The organism is Streptococcus xiaochunlingii (genome assembly GCF_006385805.1).
GTDB lineage: Bacteria > Bacillota > Bacilli > Lactobacillales > Streptococcaceae > Streptococcus > Streptococcus xiaochunlingii.
This window is the reverse complement of sequence record NZ_VFSG01000001.1, coordinates 292,815-308,535: the sequence shown is the minus strand read 5'-3', so window position 1 is coordinate 308,535 and position 15,721 is coordinate 292,815. Positions and strand designations below refer to the sequence as shown.

Sequence of the window (15,721 nt, the reverse complement as noted above, 5' to 3'; positions counted from 1 at the left end):
TTAGGTCCAAAACTAAGTCATGGAACTTCGTAGAAGTTCGCTGACGTCCGTACTAACCTAAGGAAAGTTTTTCAGAAGAATTTATCTTTAATCTAAAAACTCCGGAAAACCGGAGTTTTTTGTGTTCTTATCGTTCTTTTAACATCTTGGTAGCAAGGTCTAGCATCTCTACTGCCTTTTGGTAGTGCTCGTCCAACAAATCGTAGACGGCATCTTCCGATAAGACGCCACAGTAGACCTCTTCAGGGAAGTCTGGCTGATTGGACAATTCGACATCGTCCATGTAGACCTGGCTAGTGTAGTAATCGCGAAGGGCGATATAGCTAGACTGGCCAGCTTCTACCCGTTTCAAACATGCTTCGAGCTCTTCGATTAAACTTTGGTAGGTGTTGAGATGGCCTTCCATCTCTTGGATTCGTTCAATTGGGGTCATGAGTTGTCCTTTCTATCTGCTAAAGAAACGACTTGCAGCTGCTCACCGCCTAGTAAAATCAAATAGGATTCAACCTGCTCCACACCATATGAACGGCGGAGGGCTTCTGCGTAGAGTTCCAGTTGGGCTTGGTAGCGATCCAGCAATTCTTGAGGGTTCCGGTAACGGTCTGTCTTGTAGTCAAAGAGAAGAATCCGATCTTCCAATAGTAGGTAGCCGTCTAAGATCCCCCGGACCACAAAGTCCTGGCCACTAGCTGGATCTGTCTTGAGCATGGCAAAGGGCGCTTCACGATGGACCTTGTCGGACTCTTTTAGCAAGAGTTGGCCCAAGTCGGTCTGGAAGAAGGCCAAAACCTTCTTGAGGTCGATCCGCTTCTTGACAGCCGGACTGGCATTGACCTCTTGGAGGACCATTGCTAGGCTCTCCATGGTTGGAATCGTCGTCAATGGAATCCGTTGCATCAATTCGTGCAGGGCACTACCGACTGCTGCTCCTGTCACAGCTTCTTCCTTGCCAAAGGTTGGAAACTCAAAGCTTGGTAAGGCAAGATCTGCTTTTTCCATGAGGTCCACTCCGTCGATATCTTGGATAGGTTCATAGAATTTCTTAATTTGGCTCGGAGTCCGCACACTCGGAAGTTGGATGGCTGCTTGGTACTGGGTGTTGAGCCGGTCCACTGATTCTAAGACATCCAGGGCACGGCGGATCTCTTCTGATTGCCGGTTGTCCTTGAGGTCATCGACTGGGAGAGAAGACTTCAACTCCAAGTGACCGATTTGCTCCGGCGTCAAGTCTTGGTCGGTCACAAAGCGGGTCTGATAGGACAAGTGTTGCTGGGCAAAGACTGCCTGGATGGCATAGAGCCAGTCTTGGAAACAATTGATCTCCTTACGAAGAGCTGGGCTCAAGCGTCCATTGACACTGGATCCCCATTTTTTCTCTTCCAACTTATCCTGCCGGCCCTTGCCCACCAGATAGAGCTTGCGCTCTGCCCGGGTCATAGCGACATAGAGGAGGCGCATCTGTTCCGACAAGGATGCTAGACGAATTTCCTCAACATTTCGCTGATAAGGCAGGGTCTCAATGACCAAGCGTACCGACTCGGGAAGTCCCTCTTGATCTGACTCGACGGGGAGATTCGCAACATACTTGATCCCGACCCCATTTTTCCGACTGATGACAGCATTGGTCGATAGTTCCTTGCCGACAAACTTTTTGTCAGTATTGAGGATAAAGACATAAGGAAACTCAAGTCCCTTGCTCTTATGGATGGTCATGAGTTGGACAGCATCCTTAGGAACTGCCTGGGCGACATTGGCCAAGTCGTGTTGGTTTTCCAAAATCTTATCAATCATGGAGATGAAACGTGGCAAACCTTTGAAACTAGAGCTTTCAAAGTCATTTGCCCGCAGGGTCAAGGCATAGAGATTGGCCTGCCGTTGGGCTCCATTTGGCAGGGCACCCACATAATCATAATAGTGGCGATCTTGGTAAATCTTCCAGAGCAGGTCATAGAGAGAATGCGTCTGAGCATATTCACGCCAGGATTCCAATGTCTCCATAAAGCGGGTGAGCTTCTCTCTCAAGCTGGAATCGATCAAATGAGAAGCACTCCCTGTCAGGTCTAGGGCGTGTTGCAGTTTCTCATAGAGATTCTCTGCCTTCTTGCCTTCAACTCCCTGTAAGGCTAAACGAGCCAACTGGTCCTCATCAAACTCAAACATGGCTGATTTCAGGAGGGCCACCAAGGGATAGTCCTGCAAGGGATTGTTAATGGTTCGGAGGGTGTCCAAAAGGACCATGACTTCAACGGACTGGAGGTAGTTTTCCTCTCCTCCATCTGCAACGATAGGAATTTGATAGGCTTCAAAGGCTGAAAGCACCTTGTCGTTGCGAGTCCGAGACGCCGTCAAGAGTGTGATATCCTTAAAGGAAACCTCTTCTTCGTTGTGGAGGCGGATGATCTCCTTGATGACCAAAAGGACTTCACCTGAGGATAGGCTATCCCCTTCTTGCTCCTCGTCTTCAGTTGCTTCAGCCACATCCTGACTGCCATCGTAAAGCAGGAACTCAGTTTCATAGGCGGGTGTCGGCTCTTTCTTATCCGGATTGCCCGCAATCAAGCGGTGGCTCTGGTCATAAAGAATCTCCCCAACTTCCTCGTCCATGAGGCGTTCAAAGACATGGTTGGTCGCTTCCAAGACTTCTACATAGCTACGGAAATTCTCCTTGAGCAGGATCAACTTACCATCAGCCCCTTCTTCTTGGTAGGCCTTAAACTTGTCATTAAAAATCTGAGGATCCGCCTGACGGAAACGGTAGATGGACTGCTTGATATCTCCCACCATGAAGCGGTTGTGACCGTTAGACAAGAGCTCCAACATCCGCTCTTGGGTGTGGTTGGTATCCTGGTACTCATCGACCATGACCTCGTGGTAGCGCTCCTGATAGAGACTGCGGATATGAGGGAATTCTTCAAGGATCTGGATAGCAAAATGGCTGATGTCGCCAAATTCAAAGGCATTTTCCTGCTTCTTGCGCTCCAAATAAGCGGTGGAGAAAGCTTGGACAAAGTCCCTGAGCAAGACTAGCAAAGGCAAGGGCTCATCCTTGAAGCGAATCTGATAGGTTAGCTGGTAGTGCTGGGAAGCTGCTGCCCGCAAGGCTTCGATGCGTTCTTTGCGTTCGTCATTGAAGGCCGTAGCTAGCTCTTTCAGGTCTTCTTTTCGTGTCGTGATGGTCAGACTTCGTCCTCCGCTGGCACGGGAGATCAGGACCACCCGCTCTAAAACCTCAAAAATGGCTTCCTGGCTGGACTGCTCATTAAGACTAGCGATTAAGTCTTGAATAGCAGTGACATTCTCTTGGTACTTGGCCCCAGAAAAGGCTTGCCCCTCATTGGCCAGGTGGAAGGTAAAGAAAGATTCCAGTTCAAAGAGTTGCTCTTTTACCTCTTGGGCTAACTTAGCTAAAGCCTCATCGTAATCAAGTTTCTGATAGCCTTTGAGGAATGACTCCTCTAGCCAGGCCTGGGGATCCGCAGTGGATTGGAGGAAGTCTACCAGTGCATAAACCTGGTCCTTAAAACCAGCTAGCGACTTGCCCTTTCCTGTAAAGTTCTTGACCAGACGACTAAAGAGGCGGTCAGGCCCTTGCTCCTCATAAAAACGCTCAAAGACTTGTTCAAAACAGTCATTCTTGAGCAAGTACTGCTCGCTCGCACTTTGGAGGATGCGAAAGGTCGGCGAGAGGCCTAATAAATAGCCATATTTGGAGACCAGGCGTTGCGTGAAGGCATCCATGGTTCCGATATCACTAGTTGGTAATTCTGCAATTTGTTGGGCCAAGTGGTGCTTGAGCTCCTCATCTTGACTGGCCTTGAGACTTTTCTCCAACTCTTTTTCTAAGCGTTCCTTAAGCTCGGTTGCTGCTTTGACGGTAAAGGTTGAGATGAACAATTGCTGGATGGAAATCCCCCGGTGCAATTGATCCAGGATCCGTTGGACCATGACGAAGGTCTTCCCAGAACCAGCCGAAGCCGAGACCAGGATATTGGTCCCTGATGAATAGATGGCTTCTATCTGCTCAGGGGTCCGTTTTTGTTCCTTGTCAGACTGGGCCTCCTGAACTTGGAGGTCTTGAATCTGCTTAGGACTTAAAAATTCAATTGGTTTCATTGATTCAATTCCTCCTTCATTTTTTCTATCCAGGCCTGGCGGAGCTTGTCACCGACTGGGCGTTTCTCGTAGTGACTTGGATCCAATTTTTCCAAGAAGCGGGCTTGTCCTAGGTGGAGATTGGCTTCAAATCCTGTAATAGACTTGTATTGTTCTACATAGGGAGCAATGCTTCTCCCATTTTCAGTATAAGGGTTAATCGCAAAGTTACCAGACAAGATCCCTTTGGCTGCTTGTTGATAGAGATGGGCATTGTAGAGTAAGAGCAGGTCTAGCTCCTCTTGACTCAGGAGCATGGCCTTGTTTTTCTCATAGTTTTCTCCAAGCTGGCTGGCCTGATCTGCCAAGAACAGACCCTTGTATTGTTGGGATTTTAGAACCGCTTGGACAACATCATCGACCGCCTTGGTATCCTTGAGAGCCACCAAAGGATCCGTCATCTGCAAGTACATGGCTCCAAAGATCCCCTTGTCAGGATCAAAGTCCTGAAAGTCTTTGATAGCGGACAGATAGGTTGGCAATTGGGAGTTGAGACCGTTAAAGAACTTCTCAAAATTAAACTTGGTCTCACTGGACTTGTAGTCCACCACTCCCAAAGCTCCTGTATCAGACAGCCGGTCAATCCGATCAACCTTGCCCTTGACCAAGAGCGGACGACCATCTTCTAGGGTTAAGAAGGGACGATCTGCCTGGCCGAAGAGAGCTTCTTCTCCAATGGTTTCAATGCGATCATTGTGAGCGAGGACACGTCCCGTTGCCCGAGCGGTATCCAGAAGCAATTCTTTTGAAAAAGCAGCCATGGCATTCTCCTGATAAAGGAGGGCAAACTCTGTCTCCTGGCTGGTTTCGCGAATGGCCTTGTTCAAGCGCTCATCAAAATCTCCTTCTGAAGGATCTTTTAGCACCCGTTCAAAAATTCGGTGCAAGAAATTCCCATGGCTTCTCGCATCTGGTCGCAAGTGCCACTCCTCTTGCAAGCCCAAGACATAGTGGAGATAATAGCTGTATTGGTTTTGGTAGTAGGTGTTGAGAGCTGAAGCGGATAAAGATAGAGCCTGACCTTTAGGATAAAGGGCTTCAAGGGTCTCATCTTCTAGGACCTTGGTCGTCAAGCTATGGCTGATTTGCGGGATATGCAAGCCTTCTGACGCTAATTTTTTCCGAAGAACACGAATGGCTACTGCCCAGAAGGTCGCTTCTTCCTTGCTCAACTCCTGGTCAATTTCTCCCTGGTGTAATTCAATCAGTCGAGCTAAGAGGGCCTGGTAAGACCCCATATCTTCACTAGAGGCCCTTGCCTTCTTCTCAATGACATGTAGAGTAAGCGGTGCCTTGGTCAGCTCAAGCAAGTAAGGGGACATCTTATCGTCCACCTCATTGACAAGGATAGGACTGGACAAGACTAAGTGTTTGGTGGCTGCATTGAAGAGAGATAGGGCGACGAAGCGATTCTTCCGTAAGTTGTCCTGACTGGCAATTTGGAGATTGGCCTGTTCGTCTGAAGCTTGGTTCAAGACCTGACGCTCCTCATCCGTCAGCAAGGATTGGTCCTTGACAATCTTAGGGAAGCGCTCCTGGGTCAAGCCGATGGCATAGACATAAGGAGCTGATAAGGGCTCAATCAAATCATAGGACTGAACCGTCACTACATCCACTGTCGCCGGGACCGTCCGATAGCTTGCCAACAACATTCCTGATAAGAGGATGCTTAGGAAATCATCCAAGGTCACCTTCATCTGCTCAAAAACTTGGGCAAATTGCTCTAGTACATGGCTAAAAGATTTCCAGACTTGATCATAGCGTTCCATCTCCTGCTCCGAACAACGACTGGCCAACTCTTGCATGTTTTGAGCCAGCTGTGCATCTTGACAAAACTGGGCAAACTTCTTCAGCAGTCCCTGGCTAGTCTGGCTCTTGGTCTTGTAAAAATCCTGCAGAGGACTGATGACTTGCTGGCGAATCTGATTGAGACGCTCTAGGTCAAATTTGTCCTGGTGGTTGGCTGTAAAGTCACGAGAAAAGGCAGCCAGACCCTTGATCTCTGCAAAACGAACATATTGTTCAAAATGGTCGATATCCTCTCGTGTTAGCGTTCCATAAAGCCCTGTCTTCAAGAGATTGACCACATCCTCGGTCAAAAACCGATAGCGACGAAGACGGTCTAAGGATTCCACCCATTGAACCAGAGGATGCTGGGACATGGACTCACTCTTTCCAAGATAGAAGGGAATCTGGTACTGGTCAAAGATGGTCTTGAGCTGCAGCTGATAAGCATCCACATCCCCCAATAGGACTCGAATATCTTTGTAACGAGCTCCCTCATACAGACGCTGGCGAATGGAGCGGGCTACAGCCTCTAATTCTTCCTTTTGATGGTTACAGGTCCAAATCTCTACTGCTTCTCGATCTTGATCAGACAGCTCACCCTCTACCTCTGTAAAGTCATAACGAGCTTCCAAGATCCGCGTCATACGACTAAAGGCATCCTCTTTTCCTTGACCGACGTAGCTTGGCGTGACCTGGTAGGTCCTAGCCAAGTCTAGCAGGAAGTCGACACTAGCCTGGTAGAGATTGCCCTCTCGAAAGCTCGAGCGATAGGCTTTCTCACTGGCATAAGCCCCAATAATGATCTCGACACCCTTGTCGTGCAGTAAATGAACTAGGTAGTCCTCCTCGGCTGAGAAACGGGTAAAGCCGTCAATCACTAGAGCCAAGTCTTTTAACTCCTCATCCAAATCTCCCTTGACAAGGTGAGAGGCAAAACTAGCCAACTTAGACTCAGACTCAAAAGAACCTGCGACTAACTGGTCTTGAACGGCTTTCAAGATATGGACCAAGTCTTCTCTCTTTTCCTGATCTGGCAAGGCATCCAAGTCGGATGCTGTCATCTGGGCCGTCTGCAACTCATGAAAGAGCTGGATCAATTGTTGGATAAACTGGGGATCCTTCTTAAGATGGGCATAAACCTTGAGCTCTTCATCCGGCATCTGAGAAAGCACCTTAAAAAAGAGCATCCCAAGACCGATATCATCGAGCGACTGCTGTTGGTGGCTTTCATTGAGGGTAAAATAGCGAGCCATCTGGGCAAAGCGCGTAATAGTAATGGCAAAAGAAGCCTTCTGGTCGAGGAGCTGTAGGACCTTGCCTTCCTTTTCAAAGGACAGAGAGTTGGGCGCGATATAAAAGACCCGCTTCCCTTCAGCAACCAAGCGATTGGCTTCATCCACCAAGACCTGGGTTAAAGGCGTTCGAATATCTGTATAGACTAATTTCATAATGTTAGGATTCCTGTAAAATGATAGTTCTATTATACCATCTTTAGTCCTTTTCTACAGGGATTTTCCTAGAGTTCTGGCGATTCAAAACAGATAAAAAACTGGACAAACAGTCCAGTTTTTCAACTATTTTTTTAACCTCCCCAGTTGATTAAAAGATAGAGGATGCTAGAGCCAAACATATCGGCCAAAGCATGCATGAGGAAGAATGGCAAAAGGTTTTTGATCACCTTCTTGTAGAGGACATAGTAGAAGAGTCCATAAATCACTCCGATGACCACTGCCCAAAGCAAACCTTGGTAGGTATGGAAGGAAATCCGAATCAAGGTCGAATAAGCCAGTGCCCACCACTTGTACTTCTGATTAACAGATGTCATGACTCCTAAGAAGAAGAACTCTTCGTAGAAACCATTCAGCAAGGCATAAGCAATCGCCATGGGACTAAGCGCTAAGAACTTGTGAATAATCTGCATGGGATCGATAAATGGGAGGAGATTGATATTGAAGTAATCATACTCTCCACTCACCGTTGTCACGATATCCCCAAACAGACCGACGATGGCAAAAATCAAGGGTACCCAAAAGAGGACGGACCATTTAAAGCGAATCGGAAGCTGTTTAAAATCGAAATTCCGTAGAATCAAGTAGGCCAAGGCGAGAGTTAATAAGATGATCTGCAGGGTAAAGTTGCTCGAGTATGCTGCCCCATCCCTAGCTGTATTGGTAGCCGTTTCAGTAGCTGCGGTGACGGTTTGGGCGACTGGCTGAAGACTGGTAAGGAAGAGTTCTGTAGACCAAACAATAAACTGCCCAAACATGATCGCAGTCACAATAGCGATATCAAACCAATTAAGCTCTTTTAAAGGCTTTTCAGGTCGTATCAACTTTAAAATTTTCATCATTCATCCTTCTATTCCCATAATGGAAGTGTTTTTGATAGTTCTACTATAAAAGAAATAGCTTAAAATAAATTTAATTTTTAGCTAGTAATAATTTTTTTATAAAAAACCTTCTGTTATTTCAACATGAAGATAAATCTTCTTAATAACTTTCCTTGTGTGAGTATGGACATCAGTGAACTTCTTCGAAGTTACATGAATTAGTTTTGAACCTATTTATATTTTCTCACTTCTTTCAAAAAATTAAGTGGGATACGATTTTCTATGTAGAGCTCATCCGATTTAGTAATATTGGTATTTGAAATATATATTATCATTACACACTCAACTCAAACAACCTATAAAACTCACCTCTCCTATCCATCAAATCACTGAAAGAACCATCTTCAACAATAACGCCATCTTTCATAAAGAGAATTCTATCGTATTTTTTCAAAATGTTCTCATTCAACTTGTGGGTTACTACAAGTGCAGTCAAATTTTGAATATCCAAGATTGAACTTTCAATTTCAGTAGTTACTTGATTATCCAAAGATGAAGTAGCCTCATCCAATAATAAGATTGGTGTTTTTCGAATCAAGGCACGCGCAATACTAACTCTTTGTTTTTGTCCGCCAGATAAATTCGATCCATTCTCTCCACATAAAGCTTGTAGACCTAATTCATTTTCTAAAACATAACTTTCTAAACCTGACTGCTGTACAGCTTTCTTTATTTCCTCATCAGTGAAGGATTGATTAAGAGTAATATTTGCTCTTAAAGTATCATCAAAGATATAAACATCTTGCTGAACAATCGTCATCAAGTTATAAAGACTCTCTGCTGAAATAGCTTGTATATCTTGATTATCAATTGAAATATGTCCACTTGTTACATCATAAAAACGCAGCAATAGATTGAGCAAAGTTGATTTTCCACTCCCTGACATTCCTACAATTGCAATTTTTTCCCCTTTTTGAATCTTCAAAGATAAATGATTAAAAATCTTTTCTTCAGTATTAGGATAAGAAAAATCTATATTTGAAAAAGAAATAACATCATCAAAATATTCTTTCGTTTTACCAGTTTGAAGTTCGATTACATCTTTTACCTCAAATGCATTTAGTGTTGCCTGACCTTCACGGAATTTACTCATTCCCATACCAACTTCGTTTAGTGGCATTACTACAAAATTGACCAGTTGAACAATAGCTGTTACACTTCCAATTGTGGTATAGCCATTAAAAACAAGATACATTCCTCCACCAAAGGCTACTAAAAAAACAATCATCCCCGAAAGCTGCGAAATAACATTAGCTAAGACATCAAATTTTCCTTTCATAAAATATATTTCATCCAATTTTTCGCTTTCATTTCTGTAATCTTGACGGATAGCCTCTTTCACATTAAAACTTTTTATAACTAGAAACCCTGCTAAAATATCTTTAACCTTAACTAAATACTTCTGATCGGCAATCATGGCACTCTTTTGAAGATAAGCTGATTTTTGTCCAATGAATCCAGAAATCATCATTGGAATAATGCTAGCAATGATAACCAATAAGGTCAAATACCAATTACCTATAAACATAGCTAGGAGCGAAAAAATCATTAAGGAAAGGTTTTTTGAAATATTAAAATACTGGTGTAGATAATCTTGCTCAATTTTCTTCATATTTTCGGTTAATACAGAAATAAATTTCCCTGATTTTTCTTTAGAAAAGTCTCTATAATCCCTATCTAAAATAGATAGGAACACCTTATTTTTGTATCTTGACATGATTTGCCTAACAAGTTTATTTTTCAATCGAAGAGATATAAAGTTTAGCCCTGCATATATGAAAATAACAATAGCTCCTACTAGTACCGCTTGAGTTAAGGCTTCTTTATTTTGAGACATGCCACTATCAATAATACCTTTAATAGCATAAGCAAAAGCAATATTAGTTAAAGGGACCAGTATATTAAATATCATGAAAGCATAAAAAGCCTTCTGATGGTTCTTTATCAATTGTTTCATCCTTAATCTACCTCATAATTCTTAATTTAATTTAGAAAATGTGACATAAAATATTCTTCTAAGTCAATATTCTCTCTCCTAATCTCTTTCATAGAGACCTGTTCTACAATTTTTCCATTTTTGATAAAACCAATTTTATCTGCTATCTGTGAAATTTCCGATAATATATGACTCGATATTAGTATTGTAATTCCATGCTCCTTAGAAAGCGACAACAAAAGATTTCGAATTTCTTGAATTCCTATTGGATCTAAACCATTGATTGGCTCATCTAAAATTAACAATTTAGGTTTTGTTAGAAAGGCACGAGCTAAACCAAGCCTTTGCCTCATTCCTAACGAAAAATCTTTTACTTTTTTAGTCGTATTTTTTAATCCGACCATTCTTAAGGCTCTTATTATATCTGATTCAATAATATTTTTCCCCATATACTGAGCGTGAATTTCCAAAATTTCTTTTGCAGTGCAGTTATCATAAAAAATTGGTGATTCAATAATACTTCCAATCTGACTTAGGATTTCTTCTCTGTGTTCTTGTAGATTTTTCCCAAATATTTCAATACTACCTGATGTAATTGTTGATAAGGTTAACATACATTTCATTAACGTTGTTTTTCCTGCACCATTCGGTCCTAAAAAACCATAGATTTCTCCTTCAGCAATTTGAAGGTTGATACCACTTAAAATTTCTTCTTTATCAATTGTTTTAAAAACTTCTTTTATTTCAACAATATTTCTCATTTCTATCTCTCTTTCTATATCTAGCTTTAAATGCAAGAATTTTTCTCTCGGAGCATAAATACCAACTTATACAGTCTCTTTTTTTATAGAAATCATCAAGGAATTATAACTTTCCTTCGATTAAACTCAACTATGCTACTTGGTACTAATATCTTGTCTTGAAATAGTATAAATTGAAAAGGAAACAATCGTTAAACTTATGAAACTTGCAAATATCAAAAAGAATAAGTTATCAACAATATTATTAGATAAACTTCCTGGACTTACATTCGAAAGTAATGCCGCTAAACCAAATCCTGTAAGCATTGTTACAGCTGTTGAATGCTTAATCATACCTAAAACAAATGGTAGTAAGCCTATTAGTACTGTTCCAAACGTTATTCCAGCTAAGTTAATCAATTGATTAGCTACTGAAATATAATTTGATTCAGTTAAAATTGCTACTAATTTAATTAATAATTGAATAACTAAATATGCAGAAAATTGGGCAATACATGCTATTAGAATGACTGAAATAATTTTTCCCCATAGTAACTTTCTTTTAGGAATAGGGTAAGAAAACAACTGAAAAATTGTTCTTCGTTTAAATTCATCAATAATAATCCTAGATAATAAATAAGATTCGAAAATCAAAAATGCTGCTTTTGTAAATAAAGATGAAAACAATGAAGCTGCAATTGCCCAACCTTCCCATTTATCAGCAATTCTAAAATTCTTAGAACTCTGCCCTACAAATTCACCCAGTTTATTATCTGTAGCTAACCCCATGATTATGATTCCTGAAATACCTAATACTATAAATATAGTACACAACCAAGCAAAAAATAATTTAGATTTTGAAACCTTATTTAATTCTATTTTAATAAGCGACAACATAGATTTTTCCTCCAAAAAATTTTGTTAATATTAATTACACTATTCAAAAAACACTTTACATACTTCTGGTATGTTTAAACTTAAAAATTATACATACTAAAGGTATGTATAATAAAATTTTTAATACCATATCTAGAGTATGGTATTATTTTAAAATTCTATACGTAAAACTTATTTACTACTTTTTAAGTGATCAAATAATTTGAAAATTACTTCCATCATTTCATCAGTAATCAACTGCACTCCTAACCCTTCAAAAGTAAGTTTAATGAAATTCATTTTCCGCTTTAATTCTTCTACTGAAAAAACAGAAATTTGGAATCCAATCCAAACATCTAGAGTTAAAATGATTAAATCTGCTAGTTCTTCTGGGTATTCGGTTTTTATTGATTCATCTTTAACACCTTCGTGAACTTTTTCTCTAATTTCGAGTAAAAAATCAGAAAATAGACCTAGATACTGCTCTCCTAACAAACGTGGACTTCTTAGCATGATTGAGGCAGAGTAAACGAGCCTTTGGTGCTCAAAATTAGAGAAAGAGTCCATCAAAGAATTTTGTATCTTTTCTAATCCAGTATTTCCTCTCCAATTATAATTTAAAATTTCTTGATTATTTTCGCTAATGATTGTTTGCAGTATATCATATTTAGACTCAAAATGATGATAGATAACACCTTTTGTTAATCCACCTAAGCCATCTATGATATCTTGTATTGACGTATTATCAAATCCTTTTTCTAAAAATAGATTTTTAGAGACCTCTAGGATTTTTTTTCTAGTTTCATGTGAGTTTCTATTCCTTGCCATTATAACTCTTCCTTATCATACTAATGGTATGTTTTTTTATTATAATCTAACAAATTAATGTTGTCAATTTTTTGTTGTTTCCAATAATACTTTGGAAATTTTATAAAACCTAAAAACGACCTTTCGGTCGTTTTCCTAGTTTGTTTCCTCTAAGAGGTCTTGGATTCTATCCAGATACTGGTTGTCTGTCACCGCCATCACGCGCACCCCTTCTGGCCAGATAAAGTCGGGACCAATCTGACTTCGCAAAGGCTGATCTTCCGCATCTCGATAGCCAATAATATTGAGTTGATATTGGTCTCTGATTTCCAAGTCTCGAATGCTTTTTCCTACCCAGCTAGCTGGAACTGTAAACTCGACCACCACCACTGCTTCATCCAACTGGAAGACTTCAATCCCGTGTTGGAAAAGGATCATCTTGGCCAGAGACATCCCCGCTTCTACCTCTGGTAGGATGACCAAATCAGCCCCAATCTTCTCAAGGACTTCCTTGGTCACTTCATTCTTGACCTTGACAATGACTCGCTCAACACCAAGGGCCTTACAATGCATGACCGCCAGCACACTGGACTCCAAGTTTTCTCCCGTCGCGATCACGACTGTGTCACAGGTACCGATATCAGCCGCATCCAAGAGGTCCATTTCTGTAATGTCTCCAACAATTCCAGTCGAAATCATGGATTCATATTGGTTGATCACATCTGCGTGATCGTCAATTGCAATAATATCCACATCCTGATCCTGCAGAGTTTTCAGGATACTCTGTCCAAAAATTCCTAATCCTAAAATTCCAATGGTTCGATTCTCCATAAGTTTCTCCTATCCAATAATGATGTCTGCCTTGGCATACTGCAAGGTATCTGCTTTCTTGGCTTGGTAATTGTTCAAGCTAACCATGAGGGTCAAAGGACCAATCCGTCCGATAAACATGAGGACCATGATAATGCCTAGTCCCGCTCCATTTAAGGTTGAGGTTACATTGGCGGTCACTCCCACTGTCGCTAGAGCGGATACCACCTCAAAGACCAAATAAATAAAGCGTTGGCCATCCGGCGTCACCAAACAGATTCCTAATAGCCCCACTAAGAAGGTCAACTGGAAAATCACCGCCGTCCCAAAGGAACGTTGAACAATGTCTGGTGAAATCGTACGTTTTCCTAAATTGGTATGTGGTAGCCCCAATAGTTCCTTCCGAGCCAGGAGCAAGAGGACCAGGAAGGTGGTGATCTTCATGCCCCCTGCTGTCCCTCCTGGTGCTCCACCTAAAAACATCTGCAAGAGATAGATAAAGAGTGTCACTGGCCGGACTGCTGTATAATCTAAGGAAGCAAATCCGGCTGTCCGCATGCTGACAGTTTGGAAAAAGCTGACCAAGACCTTCTCTCCCAATGGGAGGGACCCAATGGTTGCCGGATTATTAAACTCGGTCAAGAGGCTGGTTACTGTCCCAAAGAGGAGAATCGCAGCTGTTAACCAGAGAACCACCTTGGTGTGAAAGCGAAGAGTCCGTCGTCCGGATTGGTTACGGGCCTTGGTGGCCAGGTCAAACCAAACCATAAAGCCCAACCCCCCTGTAATAATAAGGGCAGACAAAGTCAGATTGACCAACCAATCGGTCTGGAAACTCATCATACTATCGCCCCCAAAATTATCAAAGCCCGCATTACAAAAAGCGGAAATCGCTACAAAGATAGAGTTAAAGATTCCATGTCCCCAGCCGAAGCGAGGTATAAAGCGGGTCATGAGGAGCAAGGCTCCCAGACCTTCGATGGTAAAGGTGGTAATAAAGATGGAGCGGACAAAACGGGCCAAGCTCTGGTTATTGCTAAAGCTAAAACTGTCCCGAATGGTCTGCCGGTCCTTGTAACTGAGCTTTTGTCGGCTCTCCATAAAGAAGAGACCGATAAAGGTCAAGATACCTAGGCCTCCGATCTGGATCAAAAGCATACAGATCAATTGCCCCCAGCCATTATAGGTCGAAGCCACTGACTGGGTAAAGAGCCCTGTCACACAGACCATGGAAACCGCTGTAAAAAGATGATCGACATAGCCTGCTGTTGAGCTTGCTTGCTGGACAAAAGGCAGACTCAGTAAGAAGGAGCCGATTAAGATGACTAAGGCAAAACTGAGAAAGATCCGCCTTGCTGGAGACAGGCCTTTAATCTTGGACTGCCACTGTTTAAAAAATGATTTGACTAACATAGCTTCATTGTATCATAAAAAGAGAAAAGACCTACAAGTGATGAACCATTTCTAGGCATAATTCTAAGGCCTTCTCAAATGCTTCAGATCCCCAGTCACGCTGATCATAATTTTCCAGGTCTGCAAGCGAATCTGCGGTAAATAGGAGCAAGCCCCAAACCGCCCCACGAAGCTGGGCGACTGCTGCAAGGGAGGCACACTCCATCTCCACCACACTACACCCTTCTTCAATGCGATAGGCCACCTTGTCAGGTGTCTCTCTATAAAAGCCATCGGTCGACCAGGTCATAACCTCTTGATAAGGAATGGCCGCTTGTTTGAGGACCCTTTCAATGGCATTCAGTGCTCGCCTATCCACTTCGATATAACGGGAGGGTGCTACATAATGGTAACTAGCTCCCTCATCTCGCAAGGCTTTTGTTGGGATTAAAAAGGCATTTTCTTCCATGTCCACCAAGACGCCACAGCTTCCTGAAGAAATGATTTTCCTCACCCCATAGCCAATCAACCAATCCATAAATTGGGCAGCAGCTGCAGATCCAACTGGCGCTTGCGCCAAGCAGATTTCCTCTCCTTGGTCCTCCATAACATAAACCGGATAGGTCCTGGTAGCTGAGACAAAGCTAGCTACTTCTTTGGCTCCAACAGCTTTGGCAAAGCGATCAATCTCATCCTCCAAGAAAGCGTACACACATTTTTCAGGTAGGTGCAGATTTAGTCCCTCATGAGTCGGCATAATGACCGCCTGCGGATTGTCGTCAAACTCTAAAATAGGAATTTCATGTTTATGAATCATCTATTGCCTCCAAA

At 42.4% G+C, this 15,721-nt stretch carries 11 protein-coding genes; all 11 read right to left on the bottom strand.

Going from position 1 to position 15,721, the window contains the following annotated elements; translation table 11 throughout:
• Positions 1–127: 127 nt before the first annotated feature.
• Positions 128–433 carry a DUF4298 domain-containing protein gene (locus FJR71_RS01580; protein WP_129822157.1) on the bottom strand — a complete coding sequence of 102 codons (306 nt, stop codon included), beginning with the start codon at positions 431–433 and terminating at the stop codon, positions 128–130.
• Positions 430–4,113, bottom strand: a complete 3,684-nt coding sequence (gene addA / locus FJR71_RS01575; protein ID WP_140813906.1) for a helicase-exonuclease AddAB subunit AddA — start codon at positions 4,111–4,113, stop codon at positions 430–432. The genes FJR71_RS01580 and addA overlap by 4 nt, the downstream gene beginning before the upstream one ends.
• Positions 4,110–7,388: an ATP-dependent nuclease subunit B gene (rexB, locus tag FJR71_RS01570; RefSeq protein WP_140813905.1), complete on the bottom strand. Its 3,279-nt coding sequence runs from the start codon at positions 7,386–7,388 to the stop codon at positions 4,110–4,112. Before rexB ends, addA begins: the two co-directional genes overlap by 4 nt.
• 134 nt (positions 7,389–7,522) lie before the next feature.
• Positions 7,523–8,287 (bottom strand): CPBP family intramembrane glutamic endopeptidase, encoded by a 765-nt coding sequence (locus FJR71_RS01565; RefSeq protein WP_125329723.1) that lies wholly within the window; start codon positions 8,285–8,287, stop codon positions 7,523–7,525.
• Between the two features lie 316 nt (positions 8,288–8,603).
• Entirely contained in the window at positions 8,604–10,286 is a 1,683-nt protein-coding gene (locus tag FJR71_RS01560) for an ABC transporter ATP-binding protein (protein WP_125329517.1), read from the bottom strand.
• A gap of 26 nt (positions 10,287–10,312) precedes the next feature.
• Complete coding sequence (locus tag FJR71_RS01555; protein ID WP_125329518.1) at positions 10,313–11,026, bottom strand: ABC transporter ATP-binding protein; 714 nt, start codon at positions 11,024–11,026, stop codon at positions 10,313–10,315.
• 135 nt (positions 11,027–11,161) lie between these two features.
• Positions 11,162–11,902, bottom strand: coding sequence for an ABC transporter permease (locus FJR71_RS01550; protein ID WP_125329519.1), 741 nt, complete (start codon positions 11,900–11,902; stop codon positions 11,162–11,164).
• A 171-nt stretch (positions 11,903–12,073) separates the two neighbouring features.
• Complete coding sequence (locus FJR71_RS01545; protein ID WP_125335480.1) at positions 12,074–12,709, bottom strand: TetR/AcrR family transcriptional regulator; 636 nt, start codon at positions 12,707–12,709, stop codon at positions 12,074–12,076.
• Positions 12,710–12,844: 135 nt separating this feature from the next.
• A complete protein-coding gene (locus FJR71_RS01540) occupies positions 12,845–13,519 on the bottom strand; it encodes a potassium channel family protein (RefSeq protein WP_125329521.1) in 675 nt (224 codons plus the stop codon).
• 9 nt (positions 13,520–13,528) lie between these two features.
• Positions 13,529–14,911, bottom strand: a complete 1,383-nt coding sequence (locus tag FJR71_RS01535) for a TrkH family potassium uptake protein (protein ID WP_140813904.1) — start codon at positions 14,909–14,911, stop codon at positions 13,529–13,531.
• Between the two features lie 31 nt (positions 14,912–14,942).
• A complete protein-coding gene (locus tag FJR71_RS01530; protein ID WP_140813903.1) occupies positions 14,943–15,707 on the bottom strand; it encodes a nucleoside phosphorylase in 765 nt (254 codons plus the stop codon).
• Between the last annotated feature and the right edge of the window lie 14 nt (positions 15,708–15,721).